Origin of the sequence: Marinobacter sp. AL4B, from assembly GCF_019916045.1 — a bacterium.
In the GTDB taxonomy this organism is placed as follows: Bacteria; Pseudomonadota; Gammaproteobacteria; order Pseudomonadales; family Oleiphilaceae; genus Marinobacter.
The window spans coordinates 1-15,825 of record NZ_JAILWZ010000004.1; the positions used below are offsets into that span (position 1 = coordinate 1).

Here is a 15,825-nt window from a genome sequence, read left to right on the forward strand (position 1 = left end):
AAGCACTTGCAGAACCTGTACCCCAAACTTCGTGACATACACGAGTCAGAGCAGCGGTCAGAGTGGTCTTACCATGGTCAACGTGACCGATGGTACCGACGTTTACGTGCGGCTTACTACGTTCAAATTTTTCTTTAGACACGGTTACACCTCTTCCTGTTTCTTAAGTCCTGGGGATCAACCCTTTTTAATGATCGCTTCGGCAATGTTCGAAGGAGCTTCCATATAACGAGAGAACTCCATCGCATAAGACGCCCTACCCTGTGTCGCTGAACGCAGATCAGTGGCGTAACCAAACATTTCCGACAACGGAACTTCTGCGCGAATGACCTTGCCCGCAGGGCCGTCATCCATACCCTGAATCAGACCACGACGACGGTTCAAATCACCGACGACGTCACCCATGTACTCTTCAGGGCTGACAACTTCAACCTTCATGACCGGCTCTAGAAGCGCAGGATTGGCTTCCAGCGCACCCTTCTTCATCGCCATGGAACCGGCGACTTTAAAGGCCATCTCGTTGGAGTCGACATCGTGGTACGAACCGTCATACAGAGTCGCTTTGATGCGAAGCAACGGATAGCCGGCAAGGCAACCATTTTGCATCTGTTCAGCGATACCCTGCTGTACGGCCGGGATGTATTCCTTAGGAACAACACCACCCACGATCTCGTTTACGAAGATGAAGTTTTCGCCATCTTCCTCATCCAACGGCAGAGGCTCAAGCTTAATCTTGACGTGACCGTACTGACCGCGACCACCAGACTGACGAACAAACTTACCTTCAACGTCAACAGGCTTACGGATGCACTCACGGTAGGCAACCTGAGGCTTACCAATGTTCGCCTCTACCTTGAACTCGCGACGCATACGATCAACGATGATGTCCAGGTGAAGCTCACCCATACCAGAAATGATGGTTTGACCAGTCTCTTCATCAGTGCGAACACGGAATGAAGGGTCTTCCTGGGCCAACTTGCCCAACGCCACACCCATCTTCTCTTGATCAGCCTTCGACTTCGGCTCAACAGCAACAGAGATAACCGGCTCAGGGAACTCCATGCGCTCAAGAATAATCTTGTTACTCTCGTCACACAGCGTATCACCAGTCGTCACGTTCTTAAGACCGATCGCCGCAGCAATGTCGCCCGCCAGAACTTCTTTGATCTCTTCCCGATCGTTGGCGTGCATCTGAACCATACGGCCCACACGCTCTCTCTTGCCCTTCACGGAGTTGTATACGGAGTTACCCGACTCAAGCTTACCGGAGTAAACACGGAAGAAGGTCAAAGCACCCACGAACGGGTCAGTAGCAATCTTGAACGCCAGAGCGGCGAACGGTGCATTGTCGTCAACAGGACGAGTTTCCTCGGTACCATCTTCGTCGACTTCACCACGGATTGCGCGAACTTCGTCCGGAGCCGGCAGATATTCAATAACCGCATCCAGAACCGCAGGAACACCTTTGTTCTTGAACGCAGAACCGCAGCAAGCCAGAACGATTTCGTTGGCCAAGGTACGAGCACGCAGACCCGCTTTGATCTCTTCCAGGGTAAGTTCACCACCCTCGAGATACTTGTCCATGTACTCTTCATTCGCTTCAGCGGCCGCTTCAATCAGCGCTTCACGGTATTCTTGAACCTGGTCAACCATATCCGCAGGAACTTCTTCCTCGTGGTAGGTCATACCCAGATCGTCGTCACTCCAGTAGATCGCCTTGTTACGCAGCAGATCCACAACGCCCGCAAACTGGTCTTCGGCGCCGATCGGCAACTGAAGGGCGACAGGCGTCGCACCAAGACGTGCTTTAATCTGCTCGACAACGCGCAGGAAGTCCGCACCGGCACGGTCCATCTTGTTGACGAAAACCATGCGAGGTACTTCGTACTTGTTCGCCTGACGCCAGACAGTCTCTGACTGAGGCTCAACACCAGAAGAACCACAAAACACAACGACCGCACCATCGAGTACACGCAGGGAACGCTCAACTTCGATCGTGAAGTCTACGTGACCCGGGGTGTCGATGATGTTTACGCGGTGCTCATCGAACTGCTTGTCCATACCCTGCCAGAATGTCGTAACAGCGGCAGACGTGATGGTAATACCACGCTCCTGCTCTTGCTCCATCCAGTCAGTAGTAGAGGCGCCATCGTGGGTCTCACCCATCTTATGGCTACGACCCGTATAGTAAAGAATACGCTCGGTCGTGGTGGTCTTGCCCGCATCAACGTGCGCACAGATACCAATGTTTCTGTAACGTTTAATCGGTGTTTTGCGTGCCACTGTATAAACCTCGGCTGTTTAGAAACGGAAGTGAGAGAAGGCCTTGTTGGCTTCTGCCATGCGATGTACGTCTTCACGCTTCTTAACTGCTGAACCTTTGCTCTCGGCCGCATCAAGAATTTCGCCAGCAAGACGCTGAGCCATGGACTTTTCACCACGCTTCCGAGAGAACTCCACCAACCAACGCATGGCCAGCGCATTCTGACGGGAAGGCCGTACTTCTACAGGCACCTGGTAAGTAGCACCACCCACACGACGGGACTTAACCTCAACCATCGGCTGGATGTTCTCCAGGGCCTTCTCGAACATCTCGATCGGCTCTTCAGTAGACTTTTCGGCAACAATTGTCAGAGCACCGTAAACAATGCGCTCTGCAGTTGATTTCTTGCCACTTTCCATCACGTGATTGATGAATTTTGCAAGACGTGCACTGCCGAACTTAGGATCGGGAATGATTTCCCGTTTTGCTGCAACTCTTCTTCTAGGCATCGATAAGCCCTTATATTTAAAGGTCTTCAGGAACCCCTGAGATAGCAATAGCTACTCAGCCTTACTCTTACCGTTCTAACAAGCAACGATAAAAGACACCCGTCTGGGACATTAGGACTTGGGTCGTTTTGCACCGTACTTGGAGCGGCCCTGCTTACGGTTTTGAACACCCTGGGTATCCAAAGTACCGCGAACAGTGTGATAGCGCACACCCGGAAGGTCTTTTACTCGACCGCCACGGATCAGCACAACACTGTGCTCCTGAAGGTTGTGACCTTCACCACCAATGTATGACGAAACCTCGAAGCCGTTAGTCAGACGAACACGGCACACTTTACGCAGTGCTGAGTTCGGCTTCTTCGGCGTTGTGGTGTATACACGAGTACATACACCACGGCGCTGAGGACAAGCCTGAAGAGCAGGAACATCACTCTTGGCTACCTTGCGCTTACGAGGCTTACGCACCAACTGATTAATCGTTGCCATGTAAGCAAACTCCAAAAAACCATACCAATGAAACTTACCCTCCATACAGAGGGTAAAATTTAGGGTCGCAAGTTTAAGCCTGCGCCCGGGCACAGTCAAGATGACTGTTCTCTTTTTAACCACCCTTGAGTAGGTATCTACCCAGGGGTGGCACGCTTTTCAATCAGAGTTCCCGATTGAGTTCTGCGCTCAGAGCCTCTTCAACATCCGCAGCCGTTACGCCCTGCTCTTCCAGGTCGCGGCGACGGCGTCTTGCACTGTGATACGCCAAACCGGTACCAGCCGGAATCAGTCGACCCACCACAACGTTTTCTTTCAGGCCGCGCAGGTAGTCACGCTTACCGGTGACCGCACCTTCGGTAAGAACCCGAGTTGTTTCCTGGAACGATGCCGCAGAGATGAACGATTCAGTCGCCAGCGATGCCTTAGTGATACCCAGCAACAGACGATCGAAACGTGCAGGCTCTTTGTCAGCCACATCCGCTTTCTCGTTTTCTTCCAGAACATGAGTGATCTCGACCTGATCACCCGACAACAAGGTGGTATCGCCCGGATCGGTGATTTCCACTTTGCGCAGCATCTGACGAACGATAACCTCAATATGCTTATCGTTAATCACAACACCCTGCAGACGGTAGACGTCCTGAATTTCGTTGGTGATGTACTTCGCCAGCTCAACCACACCCAGCAGACGCAAAATGTCGTGCGGATTGGAAGGGCCATCGGAAATAACCTCACCCTTTTCAACCGTTTCACCCTCAAACACGTTCATCTGACGGTGCTTCGGAATCAGAACTTCGTAAGCGTCGTCGTCTTTCGGCGTCAGAACCAAACGCTTCTTGCCTTTGGTTTCTTTACCGAACGAGACAACACCACTGATCTCAGCCAGAATCGCAGACTCTTTCGGTCGACGAGCCTCGAACAAGTCAGCAACGCGCGGCAGACCACCCGTGATGTCTCGAGTCTTCGAGCTTTCCTGCGGAATTCGAGCTACAACGTCACCCAACTCCACTTTCGCGCCATTCGACATGCTCACCAGAGCGTTCGCTGGCAGGAAGAAGATCGCTGCGCCACCACCTGGAAGCTCTGCTTCTTCACCGTTTTCATCCAACAACTGAATCGCGGGACGAATATCTTTACCGGCAGCAGGACGCTCTTTCGCATCGATGACTTCCATCGTGGACAAACCAGTCAGCTCATCAGCCTGGGTGCGGACAGTAATACCCTCCTCCATGTTGACGAACTTGGCCGTACCTTTCGCTTCCGCGATGATCGGGTGCGTGTGCGGATCCCATTTGGCAACCGCAACACCTGCCTCTACTACGTCACCGTTCTTAACAGACAGCACCGCACCGTATGGCAGCTTGTACCACTCGCGTTCACGGCCCTGTTCATCCGCGATCGCCAAGGCAGACGAACGAGAGATCACAACCAATGAACCATCGGTTTTTTCGATCGATTTCAAGTTGTGCAGACGGACGGTGCCGCCATGCTTCACCTGGATGTTGTCAACAGCAGACGCCCGACTTGCAGCACCACCGATGTGGAACGTACGCATAGTCAGCTGGGTACCTGGTTCACCGATGGACTGAGCAGCAATAACACCGACAGCCTCACCAACGTTAACCTGGTGACCACGCGCCAAATCACGGCCGTAACACATTGAACAAATGCCGTGACGGGTATCACAAGTGATCGCAGAGCGAACCCAGATTTCGTCCACACCTGCACGCTCAACCAACTCAACGGTTTTCTCGTCAAGCAGAGTGCCAGCTTCAACAACAGCGTTTTCTTTATCCGTCGGGGTGAATACATCCCGCGCGGTAACACGACCCAATACACGGTCGCCGAGAGGCACAACAACGTCGCCACCTTCGATGTGCGGCGTCATCAACAGCCCTTCGTCGGTACCACAGTCTTCAACTGTGACAACCAGATCCTGGGATACGTCAACCAAACGACGTGTCAGGTAACCGGAGTTCGCGGTCTTCAGTGCCGTATCGGCAAGACCCTTACGAGCACCGTGAGTCGAGATAAAGTACTGAAGTACGTTTAGACCCTCACGGAAGTTCGCTGTAATTGGCGTTTCGATGATCGAGCCATCCGGCTTAGCCATCAGACCACGCATACCAGACAACTGACGAATCTGGGCTGCAGAACCACGAGCACCCGAGTCGGCCATCATGTATACGGAGTTGAATGACTCCTGCATTAGCTCTTTGCCGTCTTCGCCTTTAACCGGCTTGTCGTCGGGGCCAATAACCTGTTCTTTAGACAGCCGCTCCATCATCGCCTTCGACACTTTGTCGTTAGCGCGGGACCAGATATCGATAACCTTGTTGTACTTCTCGCCCTGAGTTAGCAGGCCGGAGGCGTACTGGTTTTCGATGTCTTTTACTTCATCAGAAGCAGCGTCTACCAACTCGTACTTCTCTGGCGGAATCTCGAAGTCATTAAAGCAGATCGAGATGCCCGAGCGAGTTGCATAGTGGTAACCCATGTACATCAGCTGGTCAGCAAAGATAACGGTATCTTTGAGGCCGGCATCACGGTAACAGGTGTTGATCAGGTTCGAGATCGCCTTCTTCACCATCGGCTTGTTGACGATGTCGAATGGAAGGCCATCAGGGACGATATCAAACAACAGCGCACGACCGACCGTGGTATCCACAATACGGTAGGCTTCGCTGCGCGATCCGTCTTCCGCGATCGCAACTTCCTTAACACGAATCTTCACTTTCGCCTGAAGATCAACCTTGCCCGCGCCGTAGGCACGGTGAGCTTCTTTGACGTCCGAGAATACGATTCCCTCACCGACAGCCGCATGGCGCTCACGCGTCATGTAGTACAAGCCCAATACAACGTCCTGAGAAGGAACGATGATCGGCTCGCCGTTAGCTGGCGACAACACGTTGTTGGTGGACATCATCAACGCACGAGCTTCAAGCTGAGCTTCCAGCGTCAGCGGTACGTGTACCGCCATCTGGTCACCGTCAAAGTCGGCGTTATAGGCCGCACAAACCAGCGGGTGCAGCTGAATCGCTTTACCTTCGATCAGTACTGGCTCGAATGCCTGGATACCCAAACGGTGCAGTGTAGGCGCACGGTTCAGTAGAATCGGGTGCTCACGGATAACTTCATCCAGAATATCCCAGACCACACCTTCTTCACGCTCAACCATTTTCTTGGCGGCTTTGATAGTAGTGGCCAGCCCACGATGCTCAAGCTTTGAGAAAATAAAGGGCTTGAACAGCTCTAGAGCCATTTTCTTTGGAAGACCACACTGGTGCAGGCGCAAGTAAGGACCAACTACGATGACCGAACGGCCAGAGTAGTCAACACGCTTACCGAGCAGGTTCTGCCGGAAGCGACCCTGCTTACCTTTAATCATGTCTGCCAATGACTTCAGCGGACGCTTATTGGTGCCAGTGATGGCACGGCCACGACGACCGTTGTCCAGCAACGCATCAACCGCTTCCTGAAGCATTCGCTTCTCGTTACGCACGATGATGTCTGGAGCATTCAGCTCCAGAAGGCGCTTCAGACGGTTGTTCCGGTTGATCACACGACGGTAAAGGTCGTTGAGATCAGACGTCGCAAAACGACCACCGTCCAGCGGCACCAACGGGCGCAAATCCGGCGGCAGAACGGGCAACACGGTCATAACCATGTCACCGGGCTTATTGCCGGAGTACAGGAAGGCCTCAAGAATTTTCAGGCGCTTGCTGAACTTTTTGATCTTGGTTTCGGAGTTGGTCTGAGGAATCTCTTCGCGAAGACGATCAACCTCTTCCTGCAGGTCGATATCCTGCAGCAATTCCTTAACGGCTTCGGCACCCATGCGGGCGTCAAATTCATCACCGAACTCTTCCAGAGCTTCGTAATACTGCTCATCGTTAAGCAGCTGACCCTTTTCGAGAGTCGTCATGCCTGGATCGATAACAATAAAGCTCTCGAAGTATAGAACCCGCTCGATATCACGCAGGGTCATGTCCAGCATTAAGCCGATACGGGACGGCAGTGACTTCAAGAACCAAATGTGAGCAACTGGACTGGCCAGCTCAATGTGACCCATACGCTCACGACGAACGCTGGCCAGTGCGACTTCTACGCCACACTTCTCACAGATAACACCGCGGTGCTTGAGACGCTTGTACTTACCGCACAGGCACTCGTAATCTTTGATCGGGCCGAAGATCTTGGCACAGAAAAGACCGTCACGCTCCGGCTTGAAGGTACGGTAGTTAATGGTCTCAGGCTTTTTCACTTCGCCAAAAGACCAGGAGCGAATCATGTCAGGCGATGCCAACCCAATACGGATGGCGTCAAATTCCTTGCTCTGATTCTGGCTCTTGAGAAGATTCAGTAAATCTTTCATCAGTAAAAGCTCCGGATGGCGTTAATCTCGGGCGGGCACACTGAGTGCCCGCTCACGCTGCCAAAAAACTATTCGGCTCACTCGGATTCCAGCTCGATGTCGATACCCAACGAGCGGATTTCCTTGACAAGAACGTTGAAGGACTCGGGCATGCCCGGCTCCATACGATGATCACCATCGACAATGTTCTTATACATTTTGGTCCGGCCGTTGACGTCATCAGACTTAACGGTAAGCATTTCCTGCAGGGTGTAGGCGGCACCGTATGCCTCCAACGCCCAGACTTCCATCTCACCGAATCGCTGACCACCAAACTGAGCCTTACCACCCAGCGGCTGCTGGGTAACCAAACTGTACGAACCGGTCGAACGCGCGTGCATCTTGTCGTCAATCAGGTGGTTCAGCTTGAGGATGTACATATAGCCAACGGTAACCGGACGATCAAATTCATCACCGGTGCGGCCGTCGAACAAGTTAGTCTGCCCTGTAGTACTCAGGCCGGCCAACTCAAGCATCCGCTTAACCTCAGCTTCCTCGGCACCGTCAAATACCGGTGTCGCCATTGGAACGCCGCCACGCAGATTGTTACAAAGTTCGAGGATTTCCTTATCGCTAAGGCTATCCAGGTCTACTTTGAACACCTCGTCCGAGTGGTTATAGATCTGGTCCAGCAGCTCACGAAGCTCAGCGATTTTTCGCTGCTCGTCAAGCATCAGACTAATCCGCTCACCCAGACCTTTTGCTGCGGCACCCAAGTGGGTTTCCAGAACCTGACCAACGTTCATCCGCGAAGGTACACCCAGCGGGTTCAGAACGATGTCGACGGTATTACCGAACTCGTCGTAAGGCATATCTTCAATCGGCATAACCGCGGAGATAACACCCTTGTTACCGTGACGTCCGGCCATTTTGTCGCCTGGCTGGATACGACGCTTGATTGCCAGGTAAACCTTAACAATCTTCAGTACGCCTGGCGCCAGATCGTCGCCTTGCTGCAATTTACCTTTCTTATCGTCAAAGCGCGCTTCGTGCTCTTTCTTGCGCTCTTCAAGGCCTTGCTCGGACTTTTCCAAAAGCTCGTTCAAAGCTTCATCCTTCATCCGTAGCTTGAACCAATCCGAACGTGGAAGCTCAGCCAAGTACGCCTCATCCAGCTTAGCACCCTTTTTCAAGCCGGGGCCGCTGATGACTTCCTGGTCTTTCAAGGCAACCATCAAACGCTCGAAGGTCGCGCCTTCAACGATGCGGTATTCGTCTTTCAAATCCTTGCGGTACTTATCAAGCTGCTCTTTCTCGATCGCTTGAGCGCGGGAATCTTTTTCGATGCCATCGCGGGTGAAGACTTGGACGTCAATCACCGTACCACGGGTACCTGTCGGAACCCGCTGTGACGTGTCTTTCACGTCAGACGCTTTCTCGCCGAAGATGGCACGCAGCAGTTTCTCCTCCGGTGTCAGCTGGGTTTCACCCTTCGGTGTTACCTTACCGACCAGAATATCCCCCGCACCCACTTCTGCACCGATGTAGACGATGCCGGATTCATCCAGCTTGGCTAGCGCACTTTCACCTACGTTCGGAATATCCGCGGTGATTTCTTCGCTACCCAACTTGGTATCACGAGCCACACAGGTCAATTCCTGAATGTGGATGGTGGTCAGTCGATCTTCCTGGACCACTTTCTCGGAAATAAGGATGGAATCCTCAAAGTTGTAACCATTCCACGGCATGAAGGCGATGCGCATGTTCTGGCCCAGAGCCAGCTCACCCAGATCGACAGACGGACCATCCGCAAGAACGTCACCACGAGCAATCTCGTCGCCTTCGCGAACGATGGAACGCTGGTTGATACAGGTGTTCTGGTTGGAGCGGGTGTACTTCGTCAGGTTGTAGATATCTACACCTGCGTCACCAGCTTCGGTTTCAGTCTGGTTTACACGAACAACGATACGAGCCGCATCGACGCTCTCAATCACACCACCACGACGCGCGGTAACACAAACGCCGGAGTCTTGGGCTACGGTACGCTCAACACCCGTACCTACCAGAGGCACCTGAGAAATCAGAGTCGGAACCGCTTGACGCTGCATGTTCGCACCCATCAAGGCGCGGTTAGCATCGTCGTGCTCAAGGAACGGGATCAGAGACGCAGCGACAGATACAACCTGGCGCGGAGATACGTCCATGAAATTAACCGCTTCTGGAGGAGCAACAGTAAATTCGTTCTGGTGACGAACCGTGACCAGCTCGTCAGTCAACCGCTTGCCTTCGTCAGTCGCAGCACTGGCCTGAGCGATAACGTAGTTGCTCTCTTCAATCGCCGACAGGTATACCAGCTCATCGGTTACAACACCTTCAACAACCTTCCGATACGGACTTTCCAAGAAGCCGTAGGAGTTGGAACGAGCGTAAGTAGCCAACGAGTTAATCAGACCGATGTTCGGACCTTCCGGAGTTTCGATGGGGCACACACGACCGTAGTGAGTCGGGTGAACGTCTCGAACCTCAAAGCCTGCACGTTCACGGGTAAGACCACCAGGCCCCAATGCCGAGATACGACGCTTGTGAGTAACTTCAGACAGCGGGTTGTTTTGGTCCATGAACTGAGACAGCTGACTTGAACCAAAGAACTCTTTAACGGCCGCAGCAACCGGTTTGGCGTTAATGAGATCCTGAGGCATCAAGCCTTCGCTTTCAGCCAGGCTCAAACGCTCACGAACAGCACGCTCGACACGAACTAGACCAACGCGGAACTGGTTTTCCGCCATTTCGCCCACACAGCGAACACGACGATTACCCAGGTTATCGATGTCATCTACCTGGCCTTGACCGTTACGAATCGCGATCAACGTCTTAAGAACGTCAATGATGTCTTCGTGAGTAAGGATGCCTTCGCCTGTGCTTTCTTCGCGGCCCAGACGACGGTTCAGCTTCATCCGGCCAACCGCAGACAGGTCGTAGCGCTCTTCGGAGAAGAACAGGTTGTTGAACAGGTTCTCCGCAGATTCTTTCGTTGGCGGCTCACCAGGACGCATCATCCGGTAGATTTCAACCAACGCTTCCAGCGGAGTCCGGGTCGGATCGACACGCAAGGTGTCAGACATGAACGGACCACAGTCGAGGTCGTTGGTGTAAAGAGTTTCGAGTTCTGTCACACCGGCGTCGAGGATTGTTTCCATTACCTCTTCGGTCAGCTCGGTGTTGCACTCAACCAGAATCTCACCGGTAGACGCGTCGATCATATCCTTGGCGAGAACCCGGCCGTACAGGTATTCGGTTGGCACTTCCAGCTCGGTAATGCCCGCTTTTTCAAGCTGCTTGATATGACGAGCGGTAATCCGGCGCCCTTCTTCAGCAATGACATTACCTTCGTTATCTTTGATATCGAAGGTGGCTATGTCACCACGCAGACGGCTTGGAACCAACTCAAGATTGCAAACCTCTTTGCCCACGGAGAACTTACTGGTCTCAAAGAACATGGCCAGCATTTGCTCTGAGGTGTAGCCCAGAGACCGCAACAAAATAGAAGCAGGCAATTTACGACGACGGTCGATACGAACGAAAACCGAATCTTTCGGATCGAATTCGAAGTCCAACCATGAGCCACGGTAAGGAATCACTCGCGCTGAATACAACAGCTTACCGGAGGAGTGAGTTTTGCCCTTGTCGTGGTCAAAGAACACACCCGGCGACCGGTGCAGCTGGGAAACAATAACGCGTTCGGTACCGTTAATAACGAAGGTACCGTTCTCGGTCATCAGGGGCATTTCGCCCATGTAGACTTCTTGTTCTTTAATGTCCTTGATCGCCTTGTTGGACGATTCTCTATCATAAATGATCAAGCGGACTTTCACCCGCAGCGGCGCCGCATACGTAACGCCCCGGAGCTGACATTCCTTAACGTCAAATACCGGCTCGCCGATCCGATAGCTCACATACTCGAGCGCGGCATTGCCAGAGTAGCTGACAATCGGGAATACGGATTTGAACGCTGCGTGAAGACCGGTTTCCCGGCGGTCTTCAGGAGCGGCTTCCATTTGCAGGAAGTCCCGGAACGAATCCAGCTGAATAGACAGCAAATAGGGGACGTCCATCACGGAAGGCAATTTACTAAAGTCTTTGCGAATCCGCTTTTTTTCGGTGTAGGAGTAAGTCATCTGCATTCCCCAGCTTTAGACCTGATACCTGGTATCAAGAAGCAATCATGTGTTCTGCTTCGGGGCCGAGTTACTCGGCATATTGCGCCGCCTTGAACAAGACTCTGGCTGCAGGTTATAAATTTGAAACTAACCCGCTATAGCCCACCAGACTCTATAGCATATACAACACAAAAAGGCCGGTGGCATATTGCCACCAGCCTCGCCGCGCCTATGGCGCGGTGTCGATCAACAACCGACTATTACTTAAGCTCAACAGAAGCGCCTGCTTCCTCAAGCTTCTTCTTGGCTTCTTCAGCCTCATCCTTGCTAACGCCTTCCTTAACAGTAGAAGGAGCGCCGTCAACCATTTCTTTCGCTTCTTTCAGGCCAAGACCTGTCAGCTCACGAACGGCCTTGATGGCGTTAACTTTCTTTTCGCCAGGACCAGTCAGAACAACGTCAAATTCAGTCTGTTCTGCAGCGGCTTCGCCACCGGCAGCAGCAGCTGGCGCAGCAGCAACAGCTGCAGCGGCAGAAACGTTGAACTTCTCTTCCATAGCTTCAACGAGCTCAACAACTTCCATTACGCTCATTTCAGCAATTGCATTCAAAATATCGTCTTTAGACAGAGCCATGACTTTCTCCCAAAAAATAAAATATGGTGTTCAACAGAATCAAGCAGCGTCTTGCTTCTGGTCGCGAACTGCAGCTACTACACGTGTAATTCTGCCCGGAATATCGTTCAGAGTACGTGCAAGCTTGGTTACTGGTGCCTGTGTAACAATAGCCAGCTTCGTCAACGCTTCGTGCAGCGTCGGCAGAGTGGCCAGGCGATCGATCTGTTCTGCACCCATCAGCTCACCGCCGACAGCCAGACCCTTGATCTCGAAAGCCTCTTTTTCTTTGGCGAAATCCTTCAGTAGGCGCGCAGCGGCACCTGGATCTTCCATTGAAAAAGCCAGAATGGTCGGACCAACCAACGCAGGATCGATGCACTCGAACTCAGTACCTTTAATCGCAATCTTTGCGAGGTTATTACGAACAACCTGCAGATGTACGTTTTCAGCACGAGCCTTGGCACGAAGCGCCGTCATGTCACCAGAGGTAACACCACGATAGTCAGCCAAAACCACAGACAGAGCAGCACCAGCAGTCTCGTTGACTTCAGCGACGATCGCCTTCTTGTCTTCGAGTCTAATTGCCACTGGATTTCTCCTCGATTTCGCCGGGACAACCCCGGCAAACCCATCATTGCCCTTTAAAAAAGGGCGCCTTACGGTGTTTGGGTTCAGAGAGAACGTCTTCACACCGTCTGCGCAGGCGTTACTTTAACCCTTCTGACTCTTGTCACCAGGAGTCTCAGGGGCCTGCGGTCTTTGACAGCCTCGGCTTCCGCCTAGACTACAAAGTAACTACTGATCAGAGGCTCAAAGAACCTTGATCAATAGTCAGGCCAGGACCCATGGTCGACGAGATAGTGATCTTTTTCAGATACACACCTTTAGACGACGCAGGCTTGGCCTTTTTAAGATCTGCAACCAGAGCTTCAAGGTTTTCCTTGATGGTCTGTGCAGTAAATTCAACATTACCCAGCGGGGCGTGGATGATACCGTTCTTATCAGTACGGTAACGAACCTGGCCGGCTTTGGCGTTTTTAACGGCAGTTTCAACATCTGCAGTTACAGTGCCAACCTTTGGGTTAGGCATCAGGCCACGGGGACCAAGGATCTGACCCAGCTGACCAACAACACGCATCGCGTCCGGGGTTGCAATAACCACGTCGAAATCCATGTTGCCTTTTTTAACTTCTTCAGCCAAATCGTCCATACCAACGATGTCTGCACCAGCAGCGGTCGCTTTTTCAGCATTCGCGCCTTGAGTAAAGACAGCTACACGTACAGTTTTACCTGTGCCGTGTGGAAGAACCGTGCTGCTACGAACCACCTGGTCAGATTTACGTGCATCTACGCCTAGGTTAACAGCAACATCTAGCGACTCTGTGAACTTTACGGCTTGACCCACTTCCGCTAGCAGGGCAACAGCCTCATCCACGGAGTATGCGCGGGTAGCGTCTACTTTTTCAGCGATCAGCTGCTTACGCTTGCTCAACTTAGCCATCTTATAGACCCTCCACGGTCAGGCCCATACTACGGGCTGTTCCGGCAATGGTACGAACCGCCGCATCCAAATCGGCTGCAGTCAAATCCGGCTCTTTGGTCTTGGCAATCTCTTCCAGCTGAGCACGTGTCACGGTACCAACTTTCTCGGTGTTGGGACGACCGGAACCGCTCTTAATTCCAGCAGCCTTCTTCAACAGAACAGGTGCCGGTGGAGTTTTGGTAACGAACGTGAAGCTGCGATCACTGTATACGGTGATAACAGTAGGAATCGGCAGACCAGGCTCAGTGCCTTGAGTCTGAGCATTGAATGCCTTACAGAATTCCATGATGTTTACGCCGCGCTGACCCAGTGCAGGACCAACGGGGGGGCTTGGGTTGGCCTGGCCGGCAGCAACCTGAAGCTTGATATACGCTTCAATCTTCTTTGCCATGATAGCTCTCCTATGGGTTCAAACGCCTTGCGGCTCCCCGGTGATGACATCTGCACTTTGCAGACACAAAAAGCCCGCTACGCCGTGGCGAGCGAGCTCTAATTTTCTAAGCTTGCCGTCAGTCTTTTTCGACCTGACCAAACTCCAGCTCTACCGGAGTCGAGCGCCCGAAGATCAGAACAGCAACCTTGACACGACTCTTGTCGTAATCAACCTCTTCGACCACGCCATTGAAGTCAGCGAACGGCCCTTCGACAACCCGGACCACTTCACCCGGCTCAAACAGCGTCTTAGGCTTCGGCTTATCAGCTCCGCTTTCTACGCGACGTAGAATTGCTTCTGCTTCACGCTCAGTAATTGGCGCAGGCTTCTCTTTGGTACCGCCAATAAAACCGAGCACGCGCGGTGTATCTTTAACCAAGTGCCACGACTCGTCTTCCAGCTCCATTTGAACCAAGACATAGCCAGGATAAAACTTGCGTTCGCTCTTGCGCTTTTTACCGTCACGCATCTCGACGACTTCCTCGGTCGGAACCAGGATGTCGCCAAACTTGTCTTCCATGCTTTCCAGAGCAACTCGCTCTTTAAGAGCGCGCATTACCTGCTTCTCAAAGCCAGAATACGCATGAACGACGTACCAGCGCTTAGCCATTGACACTCCTGTTAACCGATAAAGCCGGCGACAAGCCAACTGATCAGCGAGTCCATACCCCACAAAAGCAACGACACGACCAGGACAAACACCACAACGATAACGGTGGTTTGAACCAATTCGGGCCTTGTGGGCCATACCACTTTCCGGATCTCTACACGCGCTTCTTTGAGCAACGTCGCAAAACGGCGACCTCTATCGGTCTGCAGCGCAACATAAGCCGCCACAACACCTAACGCCACGAGAGCCAGAACCCGGTACAACACGGACTCGGAACTGAAATACTGATTACCCACCACGCCGGCGGCAATCAAAACGAAAACAACCAGCCATTTCACTAGATCGAAACGACTGGATGATTGAACGGCTCTTGACTCCATAGGAATCAGCTTATGTATCCGGATGTTAAAAAATGGCAGGCCAGGAGGGAATCGAACCCCCAACCTGCGGTTTTGGAGACCGCTGCTCTGCCAATTGAGCTACTGGCCTGCACCGAAACAACTCAGTGCAACACTACACTGTACGCGAGTAATCCGAAGATTACTCGATAATCTTAGCTACAACACCGGCGCCAACGGTACGGCCGCCTTCACGAATCGCGAAGCGCAGACCATCTTCCATGGCGATCGGGGCAATCAGAGTAACAACCATCTGAACGTTGTCACCTGGCATTACCATTTCAACACCTTCCGGCAGCTCACACGATCCAGTCACGTCTGTGGTACGGAAGTAGAACTGAGGACGGTAGCCCTTGAAGAATGGAGTATGACGACCACCTTCTTCTTTGGACAATACGTACACTTCACACTCGAACTTGGTGTGCGGGTTGATAGAACCCGGCTTACACAGA

General features: G+C 52.6%; 12 protein-coding genes, 1 tRNA gene and 1 pseudogene. All 14 read right to left on the minus strand.

The window, feature by feature from the left end; translation table 11 throughout:
- Positions 1–142, minus strand: a 142-nt coding sequence (locus K5L82_RS00020; RefSeq protein ID WP_262492444.1) for a GTP-binding protein, incomplete at its 3' end; no start/stop codon positions are given.
- A 35-nt stretch (positions 143–177) separates the two neighbouring features.
- On the minus strand, positions 178–2,283 hold the full coding sequence (gene fusA / locus K5L82_RS00025) for an elongation factor G (RefSeq protein ID WP_133006548.1): 2,106 nt from the start codon (positions 2,281–2,283) through the stop codon (positions 178–180).
- 18 nt (positions 2,284–2,301) lie between these two features.
- The gene (rpsG, locus tag K5L82_RS00030; protein WP_133006549.1) at positions 2,302–2,772 is read right to left on the minus strand and encodes a 30S ribosomal protein S7; all 471 of its coding nucleotides are present in this window, start codon (positions 2,770–2,772) and stop codon (positions 2,302–2,304) included.
- 111 nt (positions 2,773–2,883) lie between these two features.
- Positions 2,884–3,258, minus strand: coding sequence for a 30S ribosomal protein S12 (rpsL, locus tag K5L82_RS00035; RefSeq protein WP_012139854.1), 375 nt, complete (start codon positions 3,256–3,258; stop codon positions 2,884–2,886).
- A 163-nt stretch (positions 3,259–3,421) separates the two neighbouring features.
- On the minus strand, positions 3,422–7,636 hold the full coding sequence (gene rpoC / locus K5L82_RS00040) for a DNA-directed RNA polymerase subunit beta' (protein WP_133006550.1): 4,215 nt from the start codon (positions 7,634–7,636) through the stop codon (positions 3,422–3,424).
- Positions 7,637–7,713: 77 nt separating this feature from the next.
- Positions 7,714–11,790, minus strand: a complete 4,077-nt coding sequence (rpoB, locus tag K5L82_RS00045) for a DNA-directed RNA polymerase subunit beta (protein ID WP_223132752.1) — start codon at positions 11,788–11,790, stop codon at positions 7,714–7,716.
- Positions 11,791–12,032: 242 nt separating this feature from the next.
- Complete coding sequence (gene rplL, locus K5L82_RS00050) at positions 12,033–12,407, minus strand: 50S ribosomal protein L7/L12 (protein WP_133006552.1); 375 nt, start codon at positions 12,405–12,407, stop codon at positions 12,033–12,035.
- 39 nt (positions 12,408–12,446) lie between these two features.
- Positions 12,447–12,977 (minus strand): 50S ribosomal protein L10, encoded by a 531-nt coding sequence (rplJ, locus tag K5L82_RS00055; RefSeq protein ID WP_133006553.1) that lies wholly within the window; start codon positions 12,975–12,977, stop codon positions 12,447–12,449.
- A 214-nt stretch (positions 12,978–13,191) separates the two neighbouring features.
- Positions 13,192–13,890, minus strand: coding sequence for a 50S ribosomal protein L1 (gene rplA, locus K5L82_RS00060; RefSeq protein WP_133006554.1), 699 nt, complete (start codon positions 13,888–13,890; stop codon positions 13,192–13,194).
- Between the two features lies 1 nt (position 13,891).
- The gene (rplK, locus tag K5L82_RS00065; protein WP_133006555.1) at positions 13,892–14,323 is read right to left on the minus strand and encodes a 50S ribosomal protein L11; all 432 of its coding nucleotides are present in this window, start codon (positions 14,321–14,323) and stop codon (positions 13,892–13,894) included.
- A gap of 118 nt (positions 14,324–14,441) precedes the next feature.
- Positions 14,442–14,975 carry a transcription termination/antitermination protein NusG gene (gene nusG / locus K5L82_RS00070; RefSeq protein WP_133006556.1) on the minus strand — a complete coding sequence of 178 codons (534 nt, stop codon included), beginning with the start codon at positions 14,973–14,975 and terminating at the stop codon, positions 14,442–14,444.
- Positions 14,976–14,986: 11 nt separating this feature from the next.
- Positions 14,987–15,355, minus strand: coding sequence for a preprotein translocase subunit SecE (gene secE / locus K5L82_RS00075; protein ID WP_133006557.1), 369 nt, complete (start codon positions 15,353–15,355; stop codon positions 14,987–14,989).
- A 33-nt stretch (positions 15,356–15,388) separates the two neighbouring features.
- Positions 15,389–15,464, minus strand: a tRNA-Trp gene (locus K5L82_RS00080).
- A gap of 51 nt (positions 15,465–15,515) precedes the next feature.
- A pseudogene (gene tuf, locus K5L82_RS00085) lies at positions 15,516–15,825 on the minus strand (elongation factor Tu); the annotation flags it as partial.